The organism is Pseudomonas sp. YH-1, assembly GCF_051990045.1.
Lineage (GTDB): Bacteria > Pseudomonadota > Gammaproteobacteria > Pseudomonadales > Pseudomonadaceae > Pseudomonas > Pseudomonas nicosulfuronedens.
Genome location: NZ_CP178184.1, coordinates 1469329 through 1491155, shown reverse-complemented (window position 1 = coordinate 1491155; position 21827 = coordinate 1469329). Strand labels below are relative to the sequence as shown.

Genomic DNA, 21827 nt, shown 5'->3' with positions numbered 1-21827 from the left:
CACGCCGCCCGGCGACCAGGGAAGGTCGCACTGCCCCTCAGCTTCGCCCTGCCGCGCAACCTGGTCGCGGCCCCGGCCCGTCGGCGCCACGCTGATGGCCTGCCGGGGTTGAATTTGCACGTGACGAAACACACTTACACGCGACCGGCGACGATGAATTCCCTACAGTATGGCGTTACAGCGCCGTCGTTGACCGACCGCCCGATCCGCCCGGCCCTGCGCGCCGGCGCCCAACGTTTACCAAGGACCGCCCAATGACCGGACTTTCCACAGCCGCCATCTATGTGATCCAGACACTTGGCAGCCTGTACCTGCTGATCGTGCTGCTGCGCTTCATCCTGCAACTGGTCCGCGCCGACTTCTACAACCCGCTCAGCCAGTTCATCGTGCGCGCCACCAAGCCGCTGCTGAACCCGCTGCGCAAGGTCATCCCCGGTTTCGGCGGCATCGACTTCGCCTCGCTGGTGCTGGCGATCCTGGTCCAGCTGGTGCTGATGGTCGTCACGCTGACCCTGATGGGCTATGGCGTGGGCGGCTATATCCTGCAACTGCTGGTGTGGTCGATCATTGCGGTCACCTCGCTGTTCCTGAAGGTGTTCTTCTTCGCCCTGATCATCAGCGTGATCCTCTCCTGGGTCGCCCCGGGCAGCCACAACCCCGGCGCCCAGCTGGTGAACCAGATCTGCGAACCGTTCCTGGCGCCCTTCCGCAAGCTGCTGCCGAACCTGGGCGGGCTGGATATCTCGCCGATCTTCGCGTTCATCGCGCTGAAGCTGATCGACATGCTGGTGATCGGCAACCTGGCCGCCATGACCGGGATGCCGCAGATTCTCAGCCCCTTCATGTAATCCGGCATGCCGTTCTATCACTGGGACGGCGAGGACCTGATCCTCGACTGCCACCTGCAGCCCAAGGCGAGCCGCGACGAGTTCGCCGGGCTGCACGGTGAGCGCCTGAAGATCCGTCTCACCGCGCCGCCGGTCGAGGGCAAGGCCAACGCCCACCTGCTGGCCTTCCTAGGCAAGGCCTTCGGCGTACCGAAAAGCGCGGTGAAGCTGGAAAGCGGTGAACTCAACCGCCAGAAGCGCGTACGCATTCCCCGCCCGACGAAACTTCCGGCAGAACTCGGGATAGCCGCTCGGTAGCCTTGGCCGACCTTACGTGTAGGAATGTGCTGTAGGCCAATTGCTATTCCTACACTCCGTCGCATAATCCACGCCATCCATTCCCCGCGCAGGACGCGCCAGCCCAAGGAACGCCCGGATGAGCATGGAACGTCTCAGTCAGCAGATCGATGCCTACGTCACCTGGAAGCGCGAGCTGGTCCGCGAGATCACCCGCTATCGCAGCTGGCTGGAGCGCGCCCGGCTGAATACCCCGGAAATCGAAAACCGGCTCGAACGCACCCTGCGCCTGCTGCGCGTCGATCACATCACCCTGGCCTTCGTCGGCGAGTACTCGCGAGGCAAGACCGAGCTGATCAACAGCCTGTTCTTCGCAGGGTTTGGCCGGCGCATGCTGCCCTCCCAGGCCGGGCGCACCACCATGTGCCCCACCGAACTGTTCTTCGACCCGCGTTCGGAGCGCCCCTATATCCGCCTGCTACCCATCGAGACCCGCGTCGCCGATGCCAGCGTGGCGCAGTTCAAGCGCATCCCCCGGCACTGGGTGAACATCCCGCTGGATACCTCGGACCCGGCGAACATGGCCGAAGCCTTCGCCCAGGTCGCCAAGACCAAGCCGCTACCGGTGGAACAGGCGATCCAGCTGGGCTTCCACCCGGACATGCTCGAAGCCACCGACAAGCCCGGCATCGTCCTGGTGCCGGCGTGGCGCCACGCGCTGGTCAACTTCGACCACCCGCTGCTGCGCCAGGGCCTGCGCATCCTCGACACCCCCGGCCTGAACGCCTTGGGCAGCGAGCCGGAGCTGACCTTGTCGATGCTGCCCAGCGCGCAGTCGATCCTCTTCCTGCTGGCCGCCGATACCGGCGTCACCGCTTCCGACATGGCGATCTGGCAGGACCACGTGCGCCAGCTCGGCGAGGACGGCCACACCAGCCTTTATGCGGTGCTGAACAAGATCGACGTGCTCTGGGACGACCTGGCTGGCGATGCCTTCGTGCAGAACGCCATCCGCCACATCCAGGACACCACCGCTCGCCAGCTGGGCATCGCCCGCGAAGACGTGCTGCCGCTGTCGGCCAAGCAGGCGCTGCTGGCCAAGGTGCGCGGCGACCGCGAACTGCTCGCACGCAGTCAGATGGAATCCCTGGAAGAGCTGCTTTGCGAACGCATCGTCGCGCAGAAGGAGCGCCTGCTGGAGAGTGCCGTGGTCGGCCAAGTGCTTGCGCTGGTCAACAACAGCCAGCACAGCCTGCGCGTACGCCTGGACAAAGTGAAGGAGCAGCAGGCGCTGCTCAACGACCAACAGCAGGACAGCGGCCAGCTGCTGTTCGAGCTGACCGCGCGGACCAAGGACGATCACAACCTGCACCACAAGCGCCTGCTCAGCCTGAAGACCAACCAGCGCCTGTTGCGCCACCAGGGCGAGCAGCTGCGCGAAGCGGTGCGCGCCGAACGCCTGGAACAGCACCTCAAGCGCGTCCACGAAAAGCTGCGCGGCAGTTGGACCACGGTCGGCATCAACCAGGCCATCCTGCAGTTCTTCCGCACCGTGGAAGGCGACCTGGTCGCCATGGAACATGAAGCGGAAACCGCCAACCGCATGGTCGCGGCCATTTACCAGCGGCACAACGAAGAGAACCCGCTCAACGCCCTGGATGCTCCGCAGTTCCGCGTCCAGCGCTACCTGCGCGATCTCGCCAAGCTGCAGGAGAAGGCCGACCGCTTCCGCCTGCATCTCAAGACCCTGCTCACCGAGCAACGCCTGCTGACCCGGCGCTTCTTCGCCACCGTCGCCCAGGAAGTCATCGGCCTGCACCAGCGTCTGCGCGAGGAAGCCGAGCAATGGGCGGCCGACGCCCTGATGCCGCTGATGCAGTACAGCCTGGAGCACAAGCAGATGCTGGAAACCCACATGCTGCGCCTGAAGGCCCTCGCCCAGGAAACCCAGCAGGCACGGCAGCGCTCGCTGCTGCTGGGGCGCTATACCGAGGAACTGGAACAGCAGCTCACCGAGGCCACCGACATCCTCCGCCAGCTGCGTCGCCCGGCACCGCTGCAGCGCCAGGCCAAGGTCGTCACCCTGCCCACCTCCCAGCGCGCCTGAAAGCCGCGCCACGCCCGCCCTGCCCCTTCCGAGTGCGCTTGCCGCAGGGGGCGGCGCTCTTTAGACTGGCCGTCCTTTTTTATTCATGAGCTGGGTCGATGCCAACAGTCTTCCCCGAAGATTCCGTCGGTCTGGTCACCCCCCAGACGCTGCAGTTCAACGAACCGCTGCCCCTGGCCTGCGGCAAGACCCTGCCCGAATACCAGCTGGTGATCGAGACCTACGGCGAGCTGAACGCCACGGCGAGCAACGCCGTGCTGATCTGCCATGCACTCTCCGGCCACCACCACGCTGCCGGCTACCACAGCGAAGACGAGCGCAAGCCCGGCTGGTGGGATAGCTGCATCGGCCCGGGCAAGCCCATCGATACCCGCAAGTTCTTCGTCGTGGCGCTGAACAACCTGGGCGGTTGCAACGGCTCCACCGGACCGACCAGCCTCAACCCCGCCACCGGCAAGACCTATGGTGCGGACTTCCCGGTCGTCACCGTGGAAGACTGGGTCAACAGCCAGGCGCGCCTTGCCGACCGCCTCGGCATCCAGAGCTGGGCCGCCATCGTCGGCGGCAGCCTGGGCGGCATGCAGGCGCTGCAGTGGACCATCAGCTACCCCGAGCGCGTGCGCCATTGCCTGTGCATCGCCAGCGCACCCAAGCTGTCGGCGCAGAACATCGCCTTCAACGAAGTCGCGCGCCAGGCGATCCTCTCGGACCCGGAGTTCTTCGGCGGCCACTTCCAGGAGCACGATGTGATTCCCCGGCGCGGCCTTCGCCTGGCGCGCATGGTCGGGCACATCACCTACCTCTCCGATGACGCCATGGGCGCCAAGTTCGGCCGCGACATGAAGTCGGAGAAGCTCAACTACGACCTGCACAGCGTCGAGTTCCAGGTGGAAAGCTACTTGCGCTACCAGGGCGAGGAGTTCTCCACCCGCTTCGATGCCAACACCTACCTGCTGATGACCAAGGCACTGGACTACTTCGACCCGGCCGCCGCCCACGGGGACGACCTGGCGCGTACCCTCGCGGGGGTGAAGGCGGACTTCTGCCTGATGTCCTTCACCACCGATTGGCGTTTCTCTCCGGCGCGTTCGCGGGAGATCGTCGACGCGCTGCTGGCGGCGAAGAAGAACGTCAGCTACCTGGAAATCGATGCACCGCAGGGCCACGACGCCTTCCTGATGCCGATTCCGCGCTACCTGCAAGCCTTCAGCGGTTACATGAACCGCATCAGCGTATAAGGACCACCATGCGCGCCGACCTGGAAATCATCCAAGACTGGATCCCCGCCGGCAGCCGCGTGCTCGACCTGGGCTGCGGCGACGGCGAGCTGCTCGCCTGGCTGCGCGACCACAAGCGGGTCGGCGGCTATGGCCTGGAGATCGATTCGGACAAGATCGCCAAATGCATCGAACGTGGCGTGAACGTCATCGAACAGGACCTGGACAAGGGCCTGGGCAATTTCGCCAGCGACAGTTTCGACGTCGTGGTGATGACCCAGTCGCTGCAGGCCCTGCGCTACCCGGACAAGGTGCTGGCGGAGATGCTGCGTGTGGGCAAGACCTGCATCATCACCTTCCCCAATTTCGGTCACTGGCGCTGCCGCTGGTACCTCGCGCGCAATGGCCGCATGCCGGTGTCGGAGTTCCTTCCGTACACTTGGTACAACACGCCGAACATCCACTTCTGCACCTTCCGCGACTTCGAGGCGCTCTGCCACGAGCAGCACGCGAAGGTGCTGGACCGTCTGGCGGTAGACCACGAGCACCAGCATGGCTGGGCCTCGAGAATCTGGCCTAATCTGTTGGGTGAGATCGGCATCTACCGAATCAGCGGCGCTGGCGTGCAAGACCACCGCATCGCCGTCTGATCGCGGCTATCTGATAGAGCCCGGGAGAAACATCATGCGCCGCCTGCTTACCTTCCTCGCCTGCCTGGTCCTCGCCCTGCCCGCCTTCGCCGAACAGGTGAAGCGCCTGGGTGACCTGCAGGTGCACTACAGCGTGTTCAACTCCAGCTTCCTCCAGCCCAATGTCGCGCAAGCAGTGGGCGTGGTGCGCAGCAAGGCCCAGGGCGTGGTCAACATCGTGCCGCTGGACGCCAGCGGCAAGCCGGCCAACGCCACCGTCGCCGGCTCCGCCAAGAACCTGATGGGCCAGACCATTCCCCTGACCTTCAAGCGCGTGGTCGAGGAAGGCGCCGTCTACAACCTGGCGCAATTCCCCATCGAAGGCCGCGAAACCCTGACCTTCTCCATCCAGGTCCAGTCCGGAGGCGAAGCCCCGCAAAGCTTCGACTTCATGCAGGAAATCTTCCCCGACGAATGATCAAGCTCGAACAACTGGTGCTGGCCAGTCACAACGCCGGCAAGCTCAAGGAACTCCAGGCCATGCTCGGAGCCCACGTGAAGGTGCGCTCCATCGGCGAGTTCAGTGACGTGGAGCCGGAAGAGACCGGGCTGTCCTTCGTCGAGAACGCCATCCTCAAGGCCCGTAACGCCGCGCGCATCTCCGGCCTGCCGGCGCTGGCCGACGATTCCGGCCTGGCGGTAGACTTCCTCGGCGGCGCGCCGGGCATCTATTCCGCGCGCTACGCCGACGGCAAGGGCGACGCGGCGAACAACGCCAAGCTACTGGACGCCCTTAAGGACGTGCCGGACGAGCAGCGCGGCGCCCAGTTCGTCAGCGTTCTGGCCCTGGTCCGCCACGCCGACGACCCGCTGCCGATCCTCTGCGAAGGCCTCTGGCACGGCAGCATCCTGCGTGAAGCCCGCGGCGAACACGGCTTCGGCTACGACCCGCTGTTCTGGGTACCAGAAGCCGAGTGCTCCAGCGCCGAGCTGCCACCCGAACGCAAGAACCAGATCAGCCACCGCGCCCGCGCGATGGCCCTGCTGAAGCAGCGGCTGGGTCTCTGATTGGGACGGCGCTTCCTCTTCAGCGAAAAGAAACTTCGCGGGGTGAAGCGCCGCTTGCGCGCACTTCAACAGTGGGCCGATAGCTTTCAGGGTTACTTCCCAACCGACCTGCCGCCCACTGAGCGCTATTGGAACTGGAAGATTCCGGTCCAGGCCAATCTCGTCATGGGGCGCTACACGACGCCGGAGATCCAGGCGCAGTGTGCACAATCCCTGATCGATGCCTGTCAGCACCTGATGCAGAACAAAACCGGGGCCGCCAAGAACTGGCGGGTAACTGCTGTTATCTGCCTTCCGGACTTCTTCACCAGCGAGATCTGCATCTTCAAGGACGAAAGTTACTTCGACAGCCATACACAAGAAGCGGAGAGTCCATGCGGCACTAGCAGCCACCTGAACTCCAGCCTCGCCGAAGACTGGCAGCTGCAACTGGCCCCCGGCAGTTCGGAACTCGGCGTCCATATTGATTGCACCGACCCCGACCAACCCAGTGGACGCTTTGTCTGCCAACGCTGGTACTTTGGCGAAGTCATGCCACGATAGTCCCCCCAACGATTCAAGCCTGCCACTGTGCCCAACAACTCAGCTTTCCAGCTTCCCCCGCTGTCCGCGTACGTACATATCCCCTGGTGCGTGCGCAAATGCCCCTATTGCGACTTCAACTCCCACGCTGCCGGCCCGGAGCTGCCCGAGGACGCCTATGTCGAGGCGCTGCTGGCGGACCTGGCAGCAGATCGCGACTACGTGCACGACCGTAAGCTGACCTCGATCTTCTTCGGCGGCGGCACGCCCAGCCTGTTCTCAGCCAACGCTCTGGGCCGCATCCTGGAAGGCCTGGAGCGGCAGGTCGGATTCGAGAGCGACATCGAGATCACCCTCGAAGCCAACCCGGGAACCTTCGAGCAGGCGAAGTTCGCCGACTACCGAAAGCTGGGCATCAACCGGCTGTCCATCGGCATCCAGAGCTTCCAGGCCGAGAAGCTCAAGGCGCTGGGACGCATCCATGACGGCGACGAAGCCGTACGCGCCGCCGAAATGGCCCGCCGCGCCGGTTTCGACAATTTCAACCTGGACCTGATGCACGGCCTGCCCGAACAGAGCGTCGCCGATGCGCTGAGCGATCTGCGCCAGGCTATAGCTCTCGCGCCGACGCACCTGTCCTGGTACCAGCTGACCATGGAGCCGAACACGGTGTTCTGGAGCCAGCCGCCGGAACTGCCCGAGGACGACCAGCTGTGGGAAATCCAGGAAGCCGGCCAGGCGCTGCTCGCCGAGGCGGGCTACGACCAGTATGAAACCTCGGCCTATGCCCGTGACGGCAAGCGCGCACGGCACAACCTGAACTATTGGACCTTCGGCGACTTCCTCGGCATCGGCGCCGGCGCCCACGCCAAGCTGAGCACCCCGCAAGGCCGCATCCTGCGCACTTGGAAGACTCGCTTGCCGAAGGACTACCTGAACCCGAAAAAACCCTTCCAGGCCGGCGAGCGCGACCTTGAAGCGGACGACCTGCCCTTCGAGTTCATGATGAACGCCCTGCGCCTCACCGAAGGCGTGCCGGCAGCGACCTTCACCGAGCGTACCGGCCTGCCGCTGTCGGCCATCGAAGAAGCCTGCCGCCAGGCGCGCAAGGACGGCCTGTTGGTTGAGGACCCGCAACGACTGGCCCCCACCGAGCGCGGACAGCTGTTCCTCAACGACCTACTGCAGCGCTTCCTGCCCTGAGCCCCTGACGCGATCAGCACCGGGCGACGGCATCCTCGCCCGGCGTGTACACTCCCCGGCGACTCTGAATCCCAAGGAGCCCCAATGGACTTCGCGCTCGACCTGATTGCCAACGTCTCCCGCTGGTGCCGTGGCCACCTGTCCGACATCGCCCTGGCGATCATGGCAACGGTGCTGGTGCTGTTCGGCCCGGCGATCAACGCCTGGGTGCAGCAGCGCATCGGTAGCCTGAACTTCGTCTTCCGCACCTTGTTGTTCGTGCTGATCTGCGCCGTGGGCTACGGCCTGGCGATGGTCTTCGTCACCCCGTGGCTGGCCAAGGGCCTGGGTTACTTCAACAACTACACCCTGGCACCCGTCCTGCTGCTAGTGTTCTTCGTGATTGGCATGATCGCCGACCGCAGCTGACCTGCGGGCCTCCGGCGGTTGGCCACCCACCCGCCGGAGGACACATGAAGCCGATCAAGCATCTCTACCTGCATTTCTCCGATGGCCAGCGCCTGGCGCTGCGCTTCCCGCAACAGAGCGACGACCCCGCCGAAGTAGCCCGCGGCATCCGCAAGCAGATGGAGTCGCCAGTCATCAGCATCGAGGTAGACGGCGACCTGCTGATCATTCCGCGCTCCAGCATCAAGTACCTGCAGATCAGCCCGGCGCCGATGCGCATGCCGGAAACCACGGTGCTGGGCGCGGAGTTGATCGAGTAACACGGCGCCTGGAACGGAACATCGCCGAGGGCACAATTTTTTTGTAGGAGCGAGCTTGCTCGCGAGCCGGCCCAGCACCGGCACTGCCGGACGGCACGTTCGCGAGCAAGCTCGCTCCTACAGGCTCCGCCACACAGATCGCGCAGATAAACGAAGGCCGCCTCACGGCGGCCTCTGCTGGACTCAGTTTCCCTCGCGGCGCAACGCCTGCGGGGTGAAGTCGCGCGGCCCCAGCGGGACCTTGAAGTCGTACATCGGCTCGTTGTTGTCCAGGCCGTCGACGAAGTAGCGCTTGCCTTCGAAGTCGTACAGCGCTTCCAGGGTGCTGAGCACCATGGGTACGTCGTAGTAGTTGATCGGATGCACTTCCTGGGCGCGGATCAGCTTGCCGTCGGCGTTGTAGATGTCCGAGGCGAGGATCTGCCAGCTGTCCTCATCCAGGTAGAAGCGGCGCTTGGCGAACGGATGGCCCATGCCCTTGCGCAGGGTCGCCTCGACCACCCAGACGCGGTGCGGCTCGTAGCGCAGCAGCTCGGGGTTGAGGGTCTTGGTCCTGAGGATGTCGGCGTAGGGAATACCCTTCTGGTGCACCGCGTAGCTGTTATACGGCACGAGCATTTCGCGCTTGCCCAGCAGTTGCCACTCGTAGTGGTCCGGCGCACCGTTGTAGACGTCCACGGTGTCGGCGGTGGCCAGACCGTTGGTATCAGGCTGCAGGGTGTCATAGGCCAGGCTCGGCAAGCGACGCACGCGGCGCTCGCCGCTGTTGAAACGCCAGGCCTTGCGGATCGACAGCACCTGGTCGATGGTCTCCTGCACCACCAGCGCAGAGCCGGCGAGCTTGGCCGGGGCGACGATGTTGTACTTGTAGTAGAACAGCGTGTTGTTCAGGTCCTGAGGGGTCATGCCCTCGCGACCGTAGTTGAAGTACACGTAGCGGTCGAGCTTGAGCAGGTTGTAACTGCCGCTGGCGAGCACGGCGGCCTGGTTGGTCACCATGTGAATCTGCTCGCCACGGTAACGCATGATGTGGTTCCAGATGGCTTCCAGGCCGGTCTTCGGCATCGGGAACGGCACGCCGGCGGCGGCGCCCTGTACGCCGTTGCCGTCGGCGATCAGCTCGGCATTCTCGGCGTTGAAGCGAGTGGCGTCATAGATGCGCTGGGGCAAGGACGCGCTGCGGCGGCTGGGGAAGACGCGCAGGTAGTAGTCCGGGTTTTCCTGTAGCAGCGCCTGGGTGCCGGGGGTGAGCAGCGCCTGGTACTGCGCCAGGTTCTTGCTGTCGATCTTGTACTGAACGGCATCGGCGGCGTACGGATCGAGGTGGTGGGTGCCGGGCTGGTAGCCCGCCGGGGCGCTGGTGATGCCTCCCGTCCACGCGGGAATGGTGCCACTGGCGTTGCCGGCCATTTCCGCCCCCATCGGCGTCAGGTCGCGGCCCAGTCGAGCGGCCTCGGTGGCATCGACTTTCGCCTGCGCCGGCAGGGCCCACGCCCCCGCCATCAGCAGTACAGCAAGTTTCTTCAACACAGCAGACTCCTTTGCGACGGACTCCTGTCCATCACTCTTATTTTCGTCCGCGGCGGATGCCGCTTTTTATTCAGGAGGTGAGGGTGGCCTTGGCGGCCTGCCGGGTGGTCCCGGTCTGTAGGGTGTTGGTGCGTGAAAAAGGCCTGCTGTGCAGGCCTTCTCCGATACCTCAGTCGACGCGCTCGAACTTCAGGTCCCAGACGCCATGCCCGAGCCGCTCCCCGCGACGTTCGAACTTGGTGACCGGGCGCTCTTGCGGGCGCGGCACGTAGGTATTATCGGCCGAAAGGTTGCGGTAGCCGGGTGCGGCATTCATCACTTCGAGCATGTGCTCGGCGTATTGCTCCCAGTCGGTGGCCATGTGCAGCACGCCGCCGACCTTGAGCTTCTGCCGTACCAGCTCGGCCCAGCCCGGCTGCACGATGCGGCGCTTGTGGTGGCGCGACTTGTGCCACGGGTCCGGGAAGAACAGCAGCAGGCGGTCGAGGCTGGCGTCGGCCACGCAGTCGCGCAGCACTTCGAGGGCGTCGCAGCTGTAGACGCGGATGTTGGTGAGGTCCTGGGTGAGCATGCCGTTGAGCAACGCGCCGACACCCGGGCGATGCACCTCCACGCCGATGAAGTCCTGCTCCGGCGCGGCAGCGGCCATCTCCAGAGTGGCATGGCCCATGCCGAAGCCGATCTCGAAGGTGCGCGGCGCCTGGCGCCCGAACACCTGGTCGAAGTCCCGCGCGCCGTCAGCCAGTTCCAGGCCGAATTTCGGCCAGCCCTGGTCGAGGCCACGCTGCTGACCCTCGGTCATGCGACCGGCACGCATCACGAAGCTCTTGATGGCGCGCATCGGCCGGTTGTCGGCGTCGGGCTGGTTCTCGGGCTGATTCTCGGGAATGTCACTCATGACTCGGACCTTGCGGATAAATGCACACGCGGGCCGGCTGCCTTAGGCAAACCGGCCCGCGCGTCGGGATGGAAATACTTAGTTGATCAGACCCGTCATCGGCGACGACGCGCTGGCGTAAAGCTTGCGCGGCATGCGACCGGCCAGGTAAGCCAGGCGGCCCGCGACGATGGCGTGCTTCATGGCCTCGGCCATCATCACCGGGTTCTGCGCGTGGGCGATGGCGGTGTTCATCAGCACCGCCTCGCAGCCCAGCTCCATGGCGATGGTGGCGTCGGAGGCGGTGCCCACGCCAGCGTCCACCAGCACAGGAACGCTGGCTTCTTCGAGGATGATGCGCAGGTTGTACGGGTTGCAGATGCCCAGGCCCGAGCCGATCAGGCCGGCCAGCGGCATCACCGCGATGCAGCCGATCTCGGCCAGTTGGCGGGCGATGATCGGGTCGTCGCTGGTGTACACCATGACGTCGAAGCCGTCCTTGACCAGCACTTCGGCGGCCTTGAGGGTTTCCACGACATTGGGGAAGAGGGTCTTCTGGTCGGCCAGGACTTCCAGCTTGACCAGGTTGTGGCCATCGAGCAGCTCGCGGGCCAGGCGGCAGGTACGCACGGCCTCGACGGCGTCGTAGCAGCCGGCGGTGTTCGGCAGGATGGTGTAGCGATCCGGCGGGATCACGTCCAGCAGGTTGGGCTCGCCCGGGTTCTGGCCGATGTTGGTGCGGCGCACGGCCACGGTGACGATCTCGGCGCCGGAAGCCTCGATGGCGACGCGGGTCTCCTCGAGGTCCTTGTACTTGCCGGTGCCGACCAGCAGGCGCGAGTTGTAGGTACGGCCAGCCAGGGTGAAGGGCTTGTCGACCGGCAGATTGGAGGGAGCTTGGCTCATCGGATCACTCCTGACGAAAAGAGAAGGCGGGCGGGGCCTGAAAGTCTGGGGTGGCGGACCTAGCCGCCACCGATGGCATGCACCACTTCCACCTGGTCGCCTTCGCTCAGGGCGGTGGCGGCGTGCTGGCTGCGCGGCACGATGTCCAGATTGAGCTCGACCGCGACACGCTTGCCGGTGAGGTCGAGACGTTCGAGCAGGTGAGCGACGGTGTGGCCGTCGGGCAGCTCGAAGGGTTCGCCGTTCAACTGAATACGCATGGGCGGGACGGTCGTTGCTGGAGGGGTCGGCATTCTAGCCCGATCGCGCCGGATGACCAAGGTATCCGGGCGTCGCACTCGGGCTTTTCTGACGCTCGGGTCAACCCAGGCGGAAGGCCGCCGCCAGCAGCAGCGCCCAGCCGATCAGGAAGAACAACCCGCCGATCGGGGTGATGATGCCCACGCCCAGCCCTGCCAGGGTCAGCAGGTAAAGGCTGCCGGAGAACAGCAGGATGCCGACGGTGAAGGCCCAGCCGGCGAGGCTGACCAGGGTGCCACCGATGTGCGCCGAGAGCAGCGCTACGCCGAACAGCGCCAGGGCGTGCAGCATCTGGTAGTGCACGCCGGTCTGGAACACCGCCAGGTACTCGGGCGTGAGCTTGCTCTTCAGGCCATGGGCGGCAAAGGCGCCGAGGGCGACCCCGGTGAAACCGAAGAACGCGGCAAGCATCAGGAAAGTACGCAGCATGGGACAGCTCCAGGCAGGTGAGTGCCGCTATAATGGCCCGCTCATCCGCCCAGGCAAAGCCTCGAATGCCCAAGCTGCTCCGCCGCCTGCTCAAGATCGCGCTCTGGTTCGTCGCCGTCAGCGTGGCGCTGGTCATCATCCTGCGCTGGGTGCCGCCGCCGGGCACCATGGTCATGGTCGAGCGCAAGGTCGAATCCTGGCTCAACGGCCAGCCCATCGACCTGCAGCGCAGCTGGCGTTCCTGGGACGAACTGCCGGACAGCCTCAAGCTCGCGGTGATCGCCGGCGAGGACCAGAAGTTCGCCGAGCACCACGGCTTCGACCTGCCGGCCATCCAGAAGGCCCTGGCGCACAACGAGCAGGGCGGCAAGGTTCGCGGCGGCAGCACCATCAGCCAGCAGGTGGCGAAGAATGTCTTCCTCTGGACCGGCCGCAGCTGGGTGCGCAAGGGCTTCGAGGCGTGGTTCACCCTGCTGATCGAGACCTTCTGGTCCAAGCAGCGGATCCTCGAGGTCTACCTCAACAGCGTGGAATGGGATGCCGGCGTGTTCGGCGCCCAGGCCGCCGCCCAGCACCATTTCGGTGTCGACGCCAAGCGCCTGTCCCAGCAACAGGCCAGCCTGCTGGCCGCCGTGCTGCCCAACCCGCGCAAGTGGAGCGCCGGCAAACCCGGCCCCTATGTGCGCCAGCGCGCCTCATGGATCCGCCAGCAGATGTGGCAGCTGGGCAGCGAGTACCTGCAACGGCTTTAAGGCGCCTCGCCGACCTTGAAGGTATTGCGCGGCACCACGCGAATCCATTGCAGCAGGCCGTCACGGTGCAGCAGGGTCATGCCGCTCTCCGGATAGACCCAGGCCTCGCCGCCATCCACCTGCAGGCGCAGGCGCGGGTCGCCCAGGCTCGGCGCCAGGCGCCCGACCGCCAGGTCCTCCTGGGGCGCCAGCGCCAGCTCGGAGACCGGCTTATTGCCCAGCTGGCCCATCAGCTCCGCACTCAGCGGCTGGTCCTTGCTGGTCGGCTGCATGCCGGTGGCCTTGGCCAGGCTGGCATGCTCGGCCTCACTCAGGGCCAGCTCCGCCTCGACGTGCCAGGGCCCCTCGTCCGTCACCAGCCTGCCGCGATAATGCAACTGCGGGCCATCCTGGCTGGCAGTCAGCCACAGCTCGCCGGCCTGCTGGTTCTGCAGATCATTCAGAGTGAGCTTGTCGTCGGCCAGCGGCTCGAAGACCTTCTCCTTCCAGTCGTTGAACCACTGCGGCGGCTTGGGCGGCGCCGAACTACGGGCAACCCAGGTGCCCAGGCCGAAAGCCAGCAGGGCGATGACCAGGAAAAACATCCCGTGGACGGGACGCAGGCGCGGCATGGAGTTCTCCAGAGTCAGGAAAACGGACAGAAAAAAACCGCACCAGGGTGCGGTTCGCGACTCACAGGGCGCGTCGAAGCCGGTCAGGCTTCGATGCGACCCTTGAGCTTGTTCATCGCGTTCTTTTCCAGCTGACGAATCCGCTCGGCGGACACGTTGTACTTGGCCGCCAGGTCGTGCAGCGTGGCCTTCTCCTCGGCCAGCCAGCGCTGGTGGAGAATGTCGCGGCTGCGTTCGTCCAGGCCTTCGAGCGCCTCGTGCAGGCTGGCGGTGGAGCTGTCGCTCCAGTCCGCTTCCTCCAGCTGGCGAGCCGGGTCGTAGCGATGGTCTTCCAGGTAATGCGCCGGCGACTGGTAGGCACTGTCGTCGTCGGCATCCGCCGCCGGATCGAAGGCCATGTCCTGCCCGGTGAGACGGCTTTCCATCTCGCGGACTTCGCGGGCTTCCACGCCGAGGGTTTCAGCGACGCGGTGCACTTCGTCATTGCTCAACCAGGCCAGTTTCTTCTTCTGGCTGCGCAGGTTGAAGAACAGCTTGCGCTGCGCCTTGGTGGTCGCGACTTTGACGATCCGCCAGTTGCGCAGGATGAACTCATGGATTTCCGCCTTGATCCAGTGGACGGCGAACGACACCAGGCGCACACCCATTTCCGGGTTGAAGCGCTTCACGGCCTTCATCAGGCCGACGTTGCCTTCCTGGATCAGATCGGCCTGGGCCAGGCCGTACCCGGAATAACTCCGGGCGATGTGCACAACAAAGCGCAGGTGCGCCAGAACCATTTGCCGTGCCGCTTCCAGATCTTGCTGGTAGAAGAGGCGTTCGGCCAGTTCGCGCTCCTGCTCCGGCGTCAGCAGCGGAATGCTGTTCACCGAGTGCACATAGGCTTCCAGGTTCGCACCGGGAGCCAGGGCATATACAGGTTGCAGAGAAGTGGTCATGCGAATCCTCCGATTCACGAAACTCGCGCAGTGTAGCACTGCGAAATCTGACTGCAAGCGGGTGTAAAAGTTCCTTTACACCCGTTTAACCCCAGTAAAATCAGGGGGTTTCAGCGCGGCGCCAGCTCGCGCAGGTGGCGCGCCACGGCGAGCCAGGCGCCGATCCAGCCCAGCAGCACCGCGCCGACGGTGAGCGACAGGCCATCGTCGATCGGCACGCCCGCCAGGCCGAAGTCACTGCCGTACAGCCCGGCCAGGTTGACCACGGAGCTGTTCAGCCAGTCCAGGCCGAAGGCCAGCAAGGCCCAGGACAGGATGCCCGCACCCAGGCCGTACAGCGCGCCCATATAGAGGAAGGGGCGGCGCACGTAACCGTCCGTCCCGCCGACCAGCTTGATGACTTCGATTTCGTTACGGCGGTTTTCGATGTGCAGGCGGATGGTATTGCCGATCACCAGCAGCAGGGTCAGCACCAGCAGGAGCGTCAGGCCGAAGACGAAGCGGTCACCCAGCTTGAGGATTGCCGACAGCCGCTCGACCCAGACCAGGTCCAGCTGCGCCTGTTGTACACCCGGCAGTTCCGCCAGCCGTTGACGCAAGGCATCCAGCTGGGCTTTGTCGATCTGCTTGGGCGTCACCGAGATCACCGCCGGCAGCGGGTTGTCAGGCAGTTCCTTCAACGCTTCGCCGAGGCCGGACTGCTCCTGCAGTTCTTTCAGCGCGTCGTCGCGACTGATCAGCTGCGCCTCGATCACATCGGGCATTTTCTCGATCTGTTCGCGCAGGTCCTGGCCCTGGGCCTCGCTGGCCTTCAGGTCAAGGAACAGGGAAATCTGGGCGGCGCGCTGCCAGGAGCCGCCAAGGCGCTCGACGTTATTCAGCAGCAGCGACAGGCCCATGGGCAGGCTCAGGGTGATGCCCATCACCAGGCAGGTGAAGAAGCTGCCGAATGGGTGGCTGACCAGGCGGTGCAGGCTGTCCATCAGGCTGGCGCGGTGGTTTTCCGCGTAGGCCGAGAGGGAGGCGCTGTGATCCTGGTGTTCGTTGTCGTCCGGGCGCTCGCGCGTATTGCGCGTGGGGGTGCCTTCTTCGTCGCCGCGGGGCAGGTCATTGGCGCTCATCAGGCGTTCTCCTCACGATCGGCGATGATCCGCCCGCGCTGCAGGGTGATCATCCGGTGGCGCATGCGTGCGATCAGCGCCAGGTCGTGGCTGGCGATCAGCACGGTGGTGCCCAGACGGTTGATGTCTTCGAACACGGACATGATTTCCGAGGCCAGGCGCGGGTCGAGGTTACCGGTGGGCTCGTCGGCGAGCAGCAGGGCCGGACGGTGTACCACCGCACGAGCGATGCCGACGCGTTGCTGCTGGCCGGTGGAAAGGTCGGACGGACGGTCCTCGGCCTTCTCCTTGAGGTTCACCCGGTCCAGGGCCGCTTCGACGCGGTAGGCGATGTCCGCCTTGGGCAGGCCGAGGATCTGCATCGGCAGGGCGACGTTGTCGAACACGCTGCGGTCGTCGAGCAACTGGTGGTTCTGGAACACCACGCCGATCTGCCGCCGCAGGAAGGGAATCTGCGCGGTGGAGATGCGCGAGACATCCTGCCCACCCAGCAGCAGCTTGCCGGAAGTGGGCCGCTCCATCGCCAGGATCAGGCGCAGCAGGGTGCTCTTGCCCGCACCGGAGTGGCCGGTGACGAACATGATCTCGCCGCGCGGCACGCGGAACGAAATCTCGTGCAGGCCGACATGGCCGTTGGGATAGCGTTTGCCAACCTGCTCGAAACGGATCATGCGATTTCCCGGGTCTCGAAGAGTGCACGGACGAAGGCGTCGGCTTCGAAGGTTCGAAGATCGTCGATCCCTTCGCCGACACCGATGTAGCGGATCGGCAGGCCGAACTGCTTGGCCAGGGCGAAGATCACCCCGCCCTTGGCGGTGCCGTCCAGTTTGGTCAGGGCCAGGCCGGTGAGCTCCACGGCATTGTTGAACTGCTTGGCCTGGTTGATGGCGTTCTGCCCGGTGCCAGCATCCAGCACCAGCAGGACTTCATGGGGAGCCGTCTCGTCCAGCTTGCCGATCACGCGGCGCACCTTCTTCAGCTCTTCCATCAGGTTGTCCTTGGTGTGCAGGCGACCGGCGGTGTCAGCGATCAGCACATCCACGCCACGGGCCTTGGCGGCCTGCACGGCATCGAAGATCACCGAGGCGGAATCCGCGCCGGTGTGCTGGGCGATCACGGCGATGTTGTTGCGCTCGCCCCAGACCTGCAACTGCTCGACGGCGGCGGCGCGGAAGGTGTCGCCGGCGGCCAGCATGACCTTCTTGCCATCCAGCTGCAGCTTCTTGGCCAGCTTGCCGATGGTGGTGGTCTTGCCGACGCCGTTCACACCGACCACCAGGATCACGTAGGGCTGCTTGTCGGTGGTGATGGTCAGCGGCTGCTCGACAGGACGCAGCAGGCCAGCCAGTTCTTCCTGCAGGGCCTTGTACAGCGCTTCGCTGTCGGCCAGTTCCTTGCGCGCCACGCGCTTGGTCAGGTTCTGCACGATGGTGGTGGTGGCTTCGACCCCGACGTCGGCCGTCAGCAGGCGGGTCTCGATCTCGTCCAGCAGGTCATCGTCGATGGCCTTCTTGCCCAGGAACAGGCTGGCCATGCCTTCGCCGAGGCTGGCGCTGGTCTTCGACAGCCCCTGCTTGAGGCGGGCGAAGAAGCCGATCTTGGCCGGCTCACTGGCAGTAGGCTTGGCCAGTTGCTCAGGTTCAGGCTCAGGTTGCGGAACGGGCTCGGGTTCCGGCTGGGCAACCACGACGGGCGTTTCGGCAACGGGTTCAGGCTGAGCGGGCACAGTGACCAGCACCGGCTCGACCGGGGCGACTGGCTGCGGCGCTTCGGCAACCACAGGCGGCGCAGCGGGTTGCGGCTCAGGCTGCGAAGCGGGCTGCGCCAACGGTTCGACCGGCACACTGGCCGGCACCACGTCGACTATCGGCTCGGGCGTCGGTTCGGGCGTCGGCTCCGGTGCCAGCTCGGCGCGCGGGGCGACCGGCTCGGCCTGGGCGGCGGGAACCGGTTCGGCGGCGACAGGCTGCTCAACCTGCGACTCGGCTTCGGCGGCGGGTTGTTCCTCGGCCTGGGGCTTCTTGCGCCACCAGCCGAACAGACCCTTCTTCTCCCCGGCTGGCGGGGCCTTCTTGTCGTCGTTGGAACCAAACATGTAGGGATCGAATCTCTAGGGGGCGCCACACAGGCAGGCAACAAAGAGCCAGGCAGCAAAAAAGCCTCGAAACAGCTTTGAGAAGCCCTGAACGTGGCCGCCCGGAAAACGGATGGGTATCCTAGCATCTCCTCGCCCGCCGGGGTTAAGAGGCTGGCCGCCAGCCTGCATAGACCCCGCGGACAGCCCGAAAGGTTCAGTCCACGATGAAAACCCTTGCACGCCGCCATGCCGGCCTGTTGCTCGGCTCCCTGTTGCTGCCGCTGATGGCGAGCGCCGCGGAACCACAGCCCACCCACGAATACACCCTGGACAACGGCCTGAAGGTCGTCGTCCGCGAGGACCACCGCGCCCCCGTGGTGGTCTCCCAGCTCTGGTACAAGGTCGGTTCCAGCTACGAGACGCCCGGCCTCACCGGTCTCTCCCACGCCCTGGAGCACATGATGTTCAAGGGCAGCCGCAAGCTCGGCCCCGGCCAGGCCTCGCTGGTACTGCGCGACCTTGGTGCGGAGGAGAACGCCTTCACCACCGACGACTACACCGCCTACTACCAGGTGCTGGCCCGCGACCGCCTGCCGGTGGCACTGGAGCTGGAAGCCGACCGCATGGCGCACCTCGCCCTGCCGGCCGACCAGTTCAAGAGCGAGATCGAGGTGATCAAGGAAGAACGCCGCCTGCGCACCGACGACAAACCCAGCGCGCTGGCCTTCGAGCGCTTCAAGGCCGCCGCCTACCCCGCCAGCGGCTACCGCACGCCGACCATCGGCTGGATGGCCGACCTGCAGCGCATGACCATCGACGACCTGCGTCACTGGTACCAGGCCTGGTACGCGCCGAACAACGCCACCCTGGTGGTGGTCGGCGACGTCACCGGCGACGAGGTGAAGGCCCTGGCGCAGAAGTACTTCGGCGAAATTCCCAAGCGCGACCTGCCCGCCGCGCGCAAACCGCTGGAGCTGGCCGAGCCGGGCGAGCGCCGCCTGAAGCTGCACGTGCGCACCCAGCTGCCCAGCCTGATCATGGGCTTCAACGTGCCGACCCTGGGCAGCAGCGACGACTCGAAGCAGATCAACGCCCTGCGCCTGATCTCGGCGATTCTCGACGGCGGCTACAGCGCACGCCTGGCCGCCCGCCTGGAGCGCGGCGAGGAAATCGTCGCCGGGGCCTCGGCCTCCTATGACGCCTTCTCCCGCGGCGACGGCCTGTTCTTCCTCTCGGCCACGCCCAACGTGCAGACCGGCAAGACCCTCGACCAGGTCGAGGCCGCCCTGTGGAAGCAACTGGAAGACCTCAAGCAGAACCCGCCGAGCAAAGAGGAACTGGAGCGTGTGCGCGCCCAGGTCATTGCCGGGCTGGTCTACGAGCGTGACTCCATCGCCGGGCAGGCCAGCACCATCGGCGAGCTGGAAAGCGTCGGCCTCGGCTGGCGCCTGGCGGACAAGGACCTGGAAGCCATCCAGGCGGTCACCGCCGAAGATATCCAGCAAGCTGCCCGCACCTATTTCACCCGCTCCCGCCTGACCCTCGCCCAGGTCCTGCCGGAAGTCGCCACCGACAAGGAGCCGAGCCATGAGTGAACGCAATGGCCTGCGCTACGGCCTGGTCGGGCTGATCGTCATCGCGCTGATCGCCGGACTGGTGCTGTTCGTTTCCCGCCCCGTTGCCGCGCCCGAAGCGGTCGCGCCGGCGCCCGCCCAACCGGCCGCCGCTGAAAACGCTGCGCCCACCGGCCTGCAATCGCTCGCCGAAGCCGCCGGCAAAGCGCCCAGCCACCGCAAGCTGAACATCCAGCAATGGCAGACCGCCGAAGGCGCCCGCGTGCTCTTCGTCGAAGCCCATGAGCTGCCGATGTTCGACCTGCGCCTGACCTTCGCCGCCGGCAGCAGCCAGGACGGCGACAGCTACGGCCTGGCCATGCTGACCAACGCCATGCTCAACGAAGGTGTGCCCGGCAAGGACACCAGCGCCATCGCCGCGGGCTTCGACGACCTGGGCGCCAACTTCAGCAATGGCTCCTACCGCGACATGGCCGTAGCCGGCCTGCGCAGCCTGAGCGAGCCGACCAAGCGCGACGCAGCGCTGGCGCTGTTCGACCAGGTGATCGGCCAGCCGACCTTCCCCGAGGACGCCCTGGCGCGCATCAAGAACCAGGTCATGGCCGGCTTCGAGTACCAGAAGCAGAACCCCGGCAAGCTCGCGGGCCTGGAGCTGTTCAAGCGGCTCTACGGTGATCACCCCTACGCCCACTCCAGCGACGGCAACGAGAAATCGGTGCCGAAGATCAGCGTTGCCCAGCTGCGCGCCTTCCACCAGAAGGCCTACGCCGCCGGCAACGTGGTCATCGCGCTGGTCGGCGATCTGACCCGCGAGCAGGCCGAAGCCATCGCTGGCAGCGTCTCGAAATCCCTGCCCAAGGGCCCCGCCCTGCCGGCGCCGGGAGAGCCGCAGACACCCAAGGCCGGCGTCACCCACATCGAATTCCCGTCCAAGCAGACCCAGCTGATGCTGGCGCAACTGGGCATCACCCGTAACGACCCGGACTACGCTGCGCTCTACCTGGGCAACCAGATCCTCGGCGGCGGCGGCTTCGGTACTCGCCTGATGGATCAGGTGCGCGAGAAGCGCGGCCTGACCTACGGCGTGTATTCCGGCTTCACCGGCATGCAATCGCGCGGGCCGTTCACCATCGGCCTGCAGACCCGCGCCGAGATGAGCGAAGGCACCCTCAAGCTGGTCCAGGACATCGTTCGCGACTACCTCGACAAGGGCCCGACGCAGAAGGAACTGGACGACGCCAAGCGCGAGCTGGCCGGCAGCTTCCCGCTGTCCACCGCGAGCAACGCCGACATCGTCGGCCAGCTGGGCGCCATCGGCTTCTACAACCTGCCGCTGGATTACCTGGAGACCTTCCTCAGCCAGGTCCAGGGCCTGAGCGTGGAGCAGGTGAAGGCCGCGATGCGCCGCCATCTCGACCCGGACGCCTTCGTCATCGTCACCGCCGGCCCCACGGTGCCGCAGCAACCGCTGCCACCGCCCACCGACAAACCCGCCGCGCAACCCGCCGGCGTACCGGAGCACTGATGAGCAAACGACCCGGCGGCGCCCCGCGCGCCGCACAGAAGCCCCACGGCGGCCAGGGCCAGCTGCGCATCATCGGCGGCGAGTGGCGCAGCCGGCGCTTCGCCTTCCCCGACGGGCCGGGCCTGCGCCCGACGCCCGACCGCGTGCGCGAGACCCTGTTCAACTGGCTGGCGGCCTACGTCCCCGGCGCCCGCGTGCTCGACCCCTTCGCCGGCAGCGGTGCGCTGTTCCTCGAAGCGCTGTCCCGCGGAGCCAGCGCGGGCCTCGCGCTGGACACCAATGGTGAAGCGGTGGCCGCCCTGCGCAGCACTCTCGACACCTTGAAGTGCGCCAACGGCCAACTGGTGATGACCGACTCGCTGCGCTACCTGGATAACCAGGCCGCGCAGCCCTTCGACCTGGTCTTCCTCGACCCGCCGTTCCACCAGGACCTGCTGCAGAACACCTGCCGCCTGCTGGAAGAACGCGGCTGGCTGGCCAAGGACGCCTGGGTCTACACCGAAAGCGAAGCCGTACCCTCCAGCCTCGGCCTGCCGGCCAACTGGCGGCTGCACCGGGAGAAGAAGGCCGGTTCGGTGCATTACGCACTGTGGCAGCGGGAAGGCTGACG

25 protein-coding genes are annotated in these 21827 nt (G+C 65.8%); 15 read left to right on the top strand and 10 right to left on the bottom strand.

The window, feature by feature from the left end:
* The first annotated feature begins 254 nt into the window (after positions 1–254).
* The 11 genes from ACKI1H_RS06900 (at position 255) to ACKI1H_RS06850 (ending at position 8577) form a co-directional block, all read left to right on the top strand.
* Positions 255–848, top strand: a complete 594-nt coding sequence (locus ACKI1H_RS06900) for a YggT family protein (RefSeq protein ID WP_138519699.1) — start codon at positions 255–257, stop codon at positions 846–848.
* 6 nt (positions 849–854) lie between these two features.
* Positions 855–1145, top strand: coding sequence for a DUF167 domain-containing protein (locus ACKI1H_RS06895; protein ID WP_138213121.1), 291 nt, complete (start codon positions 855–857; stop codon positions 1143–1145).
* A gap of 118 nt (positions 1146–1263) precedes the next feature.
* Entirely contained in the window at positions 1264–3231 is a 1968-nt protein-coding gene (locus ACKI1H_RS06890; RefSeq protein ID WP_440467986.1) for a dynamin family protein, read from the top strand.
* A 98-nt stretch (positions 3232–3329) separates the two neighbouring features.
* On the top strand, positions 3330–4469 hold the full coding sequence (gene metX / locus ACKI1H_RS06885; RefSeq protein WP_138519702.1) for a homoserine O-succinyltransferase MetX: 1140 nt from the start codon (positions 3330–3332) through the stop codon (positions 4467–4469).
* Positions 4470–4477: 8 nt separating this feature from the next.
* The gene (gene metW / locus ACKI1H_RS06880; RefSeq protein WP_138519703.1) at positions 4478–5098 is read left to right on the top strand and encodes a methionine biosynthesis protein MetW; all 621 of its coding nucleotides are present in this window, start codon (positions 4478–4480) and stop codon (positions 5096–5098) included.
* Positions 5099–5132: 34 nt separating this feature from the next.
* The gene (locus ACKI1H_RS06875) at positions 5133–5555 is read left to right on the top strand and encodes a DUF4426 domain-containing protein (protein WP_138519704.1); all 423 of its coding nucleotides are present in this window, start codon (positions 5133–5135) and stop codon (positions 5553–5555) included.
* Positions 5552–6145, top strand: a complete 594-nt coding sequence (gene rdgB / locus ACKI1H_RS06870; RefSeq protein ID WP_138519705.1) for an RdgB/HAM1 family non-canonical purine NTP pyrophosphatase — start codon at positions 5552–5554, stop codon at positions 6143–6145. Before ACKI1H_RS06875 ends, rdgB begins: the two co-directional genes overlap by 4 nt.
* A gap of 42 nt (positions 6146–6187) precedes the next feature.
* A complete protein-coding gene (locus ACKI1H_RS06865; RefSeq protein WP_440467985.1) occupies positions 6188–6688 on the top strand; it encodes a DUF3916 domain-containing protein in 501 nt (166 codons plus the stop codon).
* Positions 6689–6715: 27 nt separating this feature from the next.
* Positions 6716–7870 carry a radical SAM family heme chaperone HemW gene (gene hemW / locus ACKI1H_RS06860; RefSeq protein ID WP_440467984.1) on the top strand — a complete coding sequence of 385 codons (1155 nt, stop codon included), beginning with the start codon at positions 6716–6718 and terminating at the stop codon, positions 7868–7870.
* Positions 7871–7954: 84 nt separating this feature from the next.
* On the top strand, positions 7955–8278 hold the full coding sequence (locus tag ACKI1H_RS06855; RefSeq protein WP_017520106.1) for a DUF3392 domain-containing protein: 324 nt from the start codon (positions 7955–7957) through the stop codon (positions 8276–8278).
* Positions 8279–8322: 44 nt separating this feature from the next.
* Positions 8323–8577, top strand: a complete 255-nt coding sequence (locus ACKI1H_RS06850; RefSeq protein WP_088415946.1) for a hypothetical protein — start codon at positions 8323–8325, stop codon at positions 8575–8577.
* Positions 8578–8760: 183 nt separating this feature from the next.
* Here ACKI1H_RS06850 and ACKI1H_RS06845 read toward each other — a convergent pair whose 3' ends face one another.
* The 5 genes from ACKI1H_RS06845 to ACKI1H_RS06825 form a co-directional block, all read right to left on the bottom strand.
* Positions 8761–10107, bottom strand: coding sequence for a DUF1329 domain-containing protein (locus tag ACKI1H_RS06845; protein ID WP_138519708.1), 1347 nt, complete (start codon positions 10105–10107; stop codon positions 8761–8763).
* Between the two features lie 169 nt (positions 10108–10276).
* Complete coding sequence (gene trmB, locus ACKI1H_RS06840; protein WP_440468831.1) at positions 10277–10948, bottom strand: tRNA (guanosine(46)-N7)-methyltransferase TrmB; 672 nt, start codon at positions 10946–10948, stop codon at positions 10277–10279.
* A 135-nt stretch (positions 10949–11083) separates the two neighbouring features.
* On the bottom strand, positions 11084–11890 hold the full coding sequence (locus tag ACKI1H_RS06835; RefSeq protein WP_440467983.1) for a thiazole synthase: 807 nt from the start codon (positions 11888–11890) through the stop codon (positions 11084–11086).
* A 59-nt stretch (positions 11891–11949) separates the two neighbouring features.
* Complete coding sequence (gene thiS / locus ACKI1H_RS06830) at positions 11950–12150, bottom strand: sulfur carrier protein ThiS (RefSeq protein WP_184590495.1); 201 nt, start codon at positions 12148–12150, stop codon at positions 11950–11952.
* Between the two features lie 100 nt (positions 12151–12250).
* Positions 12251–12619: a DUF423 domain-containing protein gene (locus ACKI1H_RS06825; RefSeq protein ID WP_045213015.1), complete on the bottom strand. Its 369-nt coding sequence runs from the start codon at positions 12617–12619 to the stop codon at positions 12251–12253.
* Between the two features lie 32 nt (positions 12620–12651).
* Here ACKI1H_RS06825 and mtgA point away from each other — a divergent pair, with 32 nt between their 5' ends.
* A complete protein-coding gene (gene mtgA / locus ACKI1H_RS06820; RefSeq protein ID WP_440467982.1) occupies positions 12652–13371 on the top strand; it encodes a monofunctional biosynthetic peptidoglycan transglycosylase in 720 nt (239 codons plus the stop codon).
* Here the strand turns inward: mtgA and ACKI1H_RS06815 are convergent.
* From ACKI1H_RS06815 to ftsY, 5 genes are all read right to left on the bottom strand, one after another.
* On the bottom strand, positions 13368–13982 hold the full coding sequence (locus ACKI1H_RS06815; RefSeq protein WP_440467981.1) for a hypothetical protein: 615 nt from the start codon (positions 13980–13982) through the stop codon (positions 13368–13370). The genes mtgA and ACKI1H_RS06815 overlap by 4 nt on opposite strands.
* A gap of 83 nt (positions 13983–14065) precedes the next feature.
* Complete coding sequence (gene rpoH / locus ACKI1H_RS06810; RefSeq protein WP_440467980.1) at positions 14066–14920, bottom strand: RNA polymerase sigma factor RpoH; 855 nt, start codon at positions 14918–14920, stop codon at positions 14066–14068.
* Between the two features lie 110 nt (positions 14921–15030).
* On the bottom strand, positions 15031–16041 hold the full coding sequence (gene ftsX, locus ACKI1H_RS06805) for a permease-like cell division protein FtsX (protein WP_440467979.1): 1011 nt from the start codon (positions 16039–16041) through the stop codon (positions 15031–15033).
* Positions 16041–16712 (bottom strand): cell division ATP-binding protein FtsE, encoded by a 672-nt coding sequence (gene ftsE / locus ACKI1H_RS06800; RefSeq protein WP_138519714.1) that lies wholly within the window; start codon positions 16710–16712, stop codon positions 16041–16043. Before ftsE ends, ftsX begins: the two co-directional genes overlap by 1 nt.
* The gene (gene ftsY / locus ACKI1H_RS06795) at positions 16709–18136 is read right to left on the bottom strand and encodes a signal recognition particle-docking protein FtsY (RefSeq protein WP_440467978.1); all 1428 of its coding nucleotides are present in this window, start codon (positions 18134–18136) and stop codon (positions 16709–16711) included. Before ftsY ends, ftsE begins: the two co-directional genes overlap by 4 nt.
* Positions 18137–18342: 206 nt before the next feature.
* Here ftsY and ACKI1H_RS06790 point away from each other — a divergent pair, with 206 nt between their 5' ends.
* The 3 genes from ACKI1H_RS06790 to rsmD are packed head-to-tail and all read left to right on the top strand — an operon-like array spanning position 18343 to position 21825.
* Entirely contained in the window at positions 18343–19713 is a 1371-nt protein-coding gene (locus tag ACKI1H_RS06790) for a M16 family metallopeptidase (protein WP_440467977.1), read from the top strand.
* On the top strand, positions 19706–21217 hold the full coding sequence (locus tag ACKI1H_RS06785) for a M16 family metallopeptidase (protein WP_440467976.1): 1512 nt from the start codon (positions 19706–19708) through the stop codon (positions 21215–21217). Before ACKI1H_RS06790 ends, ACKI1H_RS06785 begins: the two co-directional genes overlap by 8 nt.
* On the top strand, positions 21217–21825 hold the full coding sequence (rsmD, locus tag ACKI1H_RS06780; RefSeq protein WP_440467975.1) for a 16S rRNA (guanine(966)-N(2))-methyltransferase RsmD: 609 nt from the start codon (positions 21217–21219) through the stop codon (positions 21823–21825). The genes ACKI1H_RS06785 and rsmD overlap by 1 nt, the downstream gene beginning before the upstream one ends.
* Positions 21826–21827: the final 2 nt, after the last annotated feature.

Excerpts from the sequence above, each read along its gene's own strand:
- ACKI1H_RS06850 (WP_088415946.1), top strand. The coding sequence starts at position 8,323 with ATGAAGCCGATCAAGCATCTCTACCTGCATTTCTCCGATGGCCAGCGC.
- ACKI1H_RS06835 (WP_440467983.1), bottom strand. The coding sequence starts at position 11,890 with ATGAGCCAAGCTCCCTCCAATCTGCCGGTCGACAAGCCCTTCACCCTG.
- ACKI1H_RS06790 (WP_440467977.1), top strand. The coding sequence starts at position 18,343 with ATGAAAACCCTTGCACGCCGCCATGCCGGCCTGTTGCTCGGCTCCCTG.
- ftsX (WP_440467979.1), bottom strand. The coding sequence starts at position 16,041 with ATGAGCGCCAATGACCTGCCCCGCGGCGACGAAGAAGGCACCCCCACG.
- rdgB (WP_138519705.1), top strand. The coding sequence starts at position 5,552 with ATGATCAAGCTCGAACAACTGGTGCTGGCCAGTCACAACGCCGGCAAG.
- rpoH (WP_440467980.1), bottom strand. The coding sequence starts at position 14,920 with ATGACCACTTCTCTGCAACCTGTATATGCCCTGGCTCCCGGTGCGAAC.
- thiS (WP_184590495.1), bottom strand. The coding sequence starts at position 12,150 with ATGCGTATTCAGTTGAACGGCGAACCCTTCGAGCTGCCCGACGGCCAC.
- ACKI1H_RS06895 (WP_138213121.1), top strand. The coding sequence starts at position 855 with ATGCCGTTCTATCACTGGGACGGCGAGGACCTGATCCTCGACTGCCAC.
- metW (WP_138519703.1), top strand. The coding sequence starts at position 4,478 with ATGCGCGCCGACCTGGAAATCATCCAAGACTGGATCCCCGCCGGCAGC.
- ACKI1H_RS06785 (WP_440467976.1), top strand. The coding sequence starts at position 19,706 with ATGAGTGAACGCAATGGCCTGCGCTACGGCCTGGTCGGGCTGATCGTC.
- ftsE (WP_138519714.1), bottom strand. The coding sequence starts at position 16,712 with ATGATCCGTTTCGAGCAGGTTGGCAAACGCTATCCCAACGGCCATGTC.
- ACKI1H_RS06825 (WP_045213015.1), bottom strand. The coding sequence starts at position 12,619 with ATGCTGCGTACTTTCCTGATGCTTGCCGCGTTCTTCGGTTTCACCGGG.
- ftsY (WP_440467978.1), bottom strand. The coding sequence starts at position 18,136 with ATGTTTGGTTCCAACGACGACAAGAAGGCCCCGCCAGCCGGGGAGAAG.
- ACKI1H_RS06890 (WP_440467986.1), top strand. The coding sequence starts at position 1,264 with ATGAGCATGGAACGTCTCAGTCAGCAGATCGATGCCTACGTCACCTGG.
- mtgA (WP_440467982.1), top strand. The coding sequence starts at position 12,652 with ATGGCCCGCTCATCCGCCCAGGCAAAGCCTCGAATGCCCAAGCTGCTC.
- rsmD (WP_440467975.1), top strand. The coding sequence starts at position 21,217 with ATGAGCAAACGACCCGGCGGCGCCCCGCGCGCCGCACAGAAGCCCCAC.
- trmB (WP_440468831.1), bottom strand. The coding sequence starts at position 10,948 with ATGCGCGCCATCAAGAGCTTCGTGATGCGTGCCGGTCGCATGACCGAG.
- ACKI1H_RS06900 (WP_138519699.1), top strand. The coding sequence starts at position 255 with ATGACCGGACTTTCCACAGCCGCCATCTATGTGATCCAGACACTTGGC.
- metX (WP_138519702.1), top strand. The coding sequence starts at position 3,330 with ATGCCAACAGTCTTCCCCGAAGATTCCGTCGGTCTGGTCACCCCCCAG.
- ACKI1H_RS06855 (WP_017520106.1), top strand. The coding sequence starts at position 7,955 with ATGGACTTCGCGCTCGACCTGATTGCCAACGTCTCCCGCTGGTGCCGT.
- ACKI1H_RS06875 (WP_138519704.1), top strand. The coding sequence starts at position 5,133 with ATGCGCCGCCTGCTTACCTTCCTCGCCTGCCTGGTCCTCGCCCTGCCC.
- ACKI1H_RS06815 (WP_440467981.1), bottom strand. The coding sequence starts at position 13,982 with ATGCCGCGCCTGCGTCCCGTCCACGGGATGTTTTTCCTGGTCATCGCC.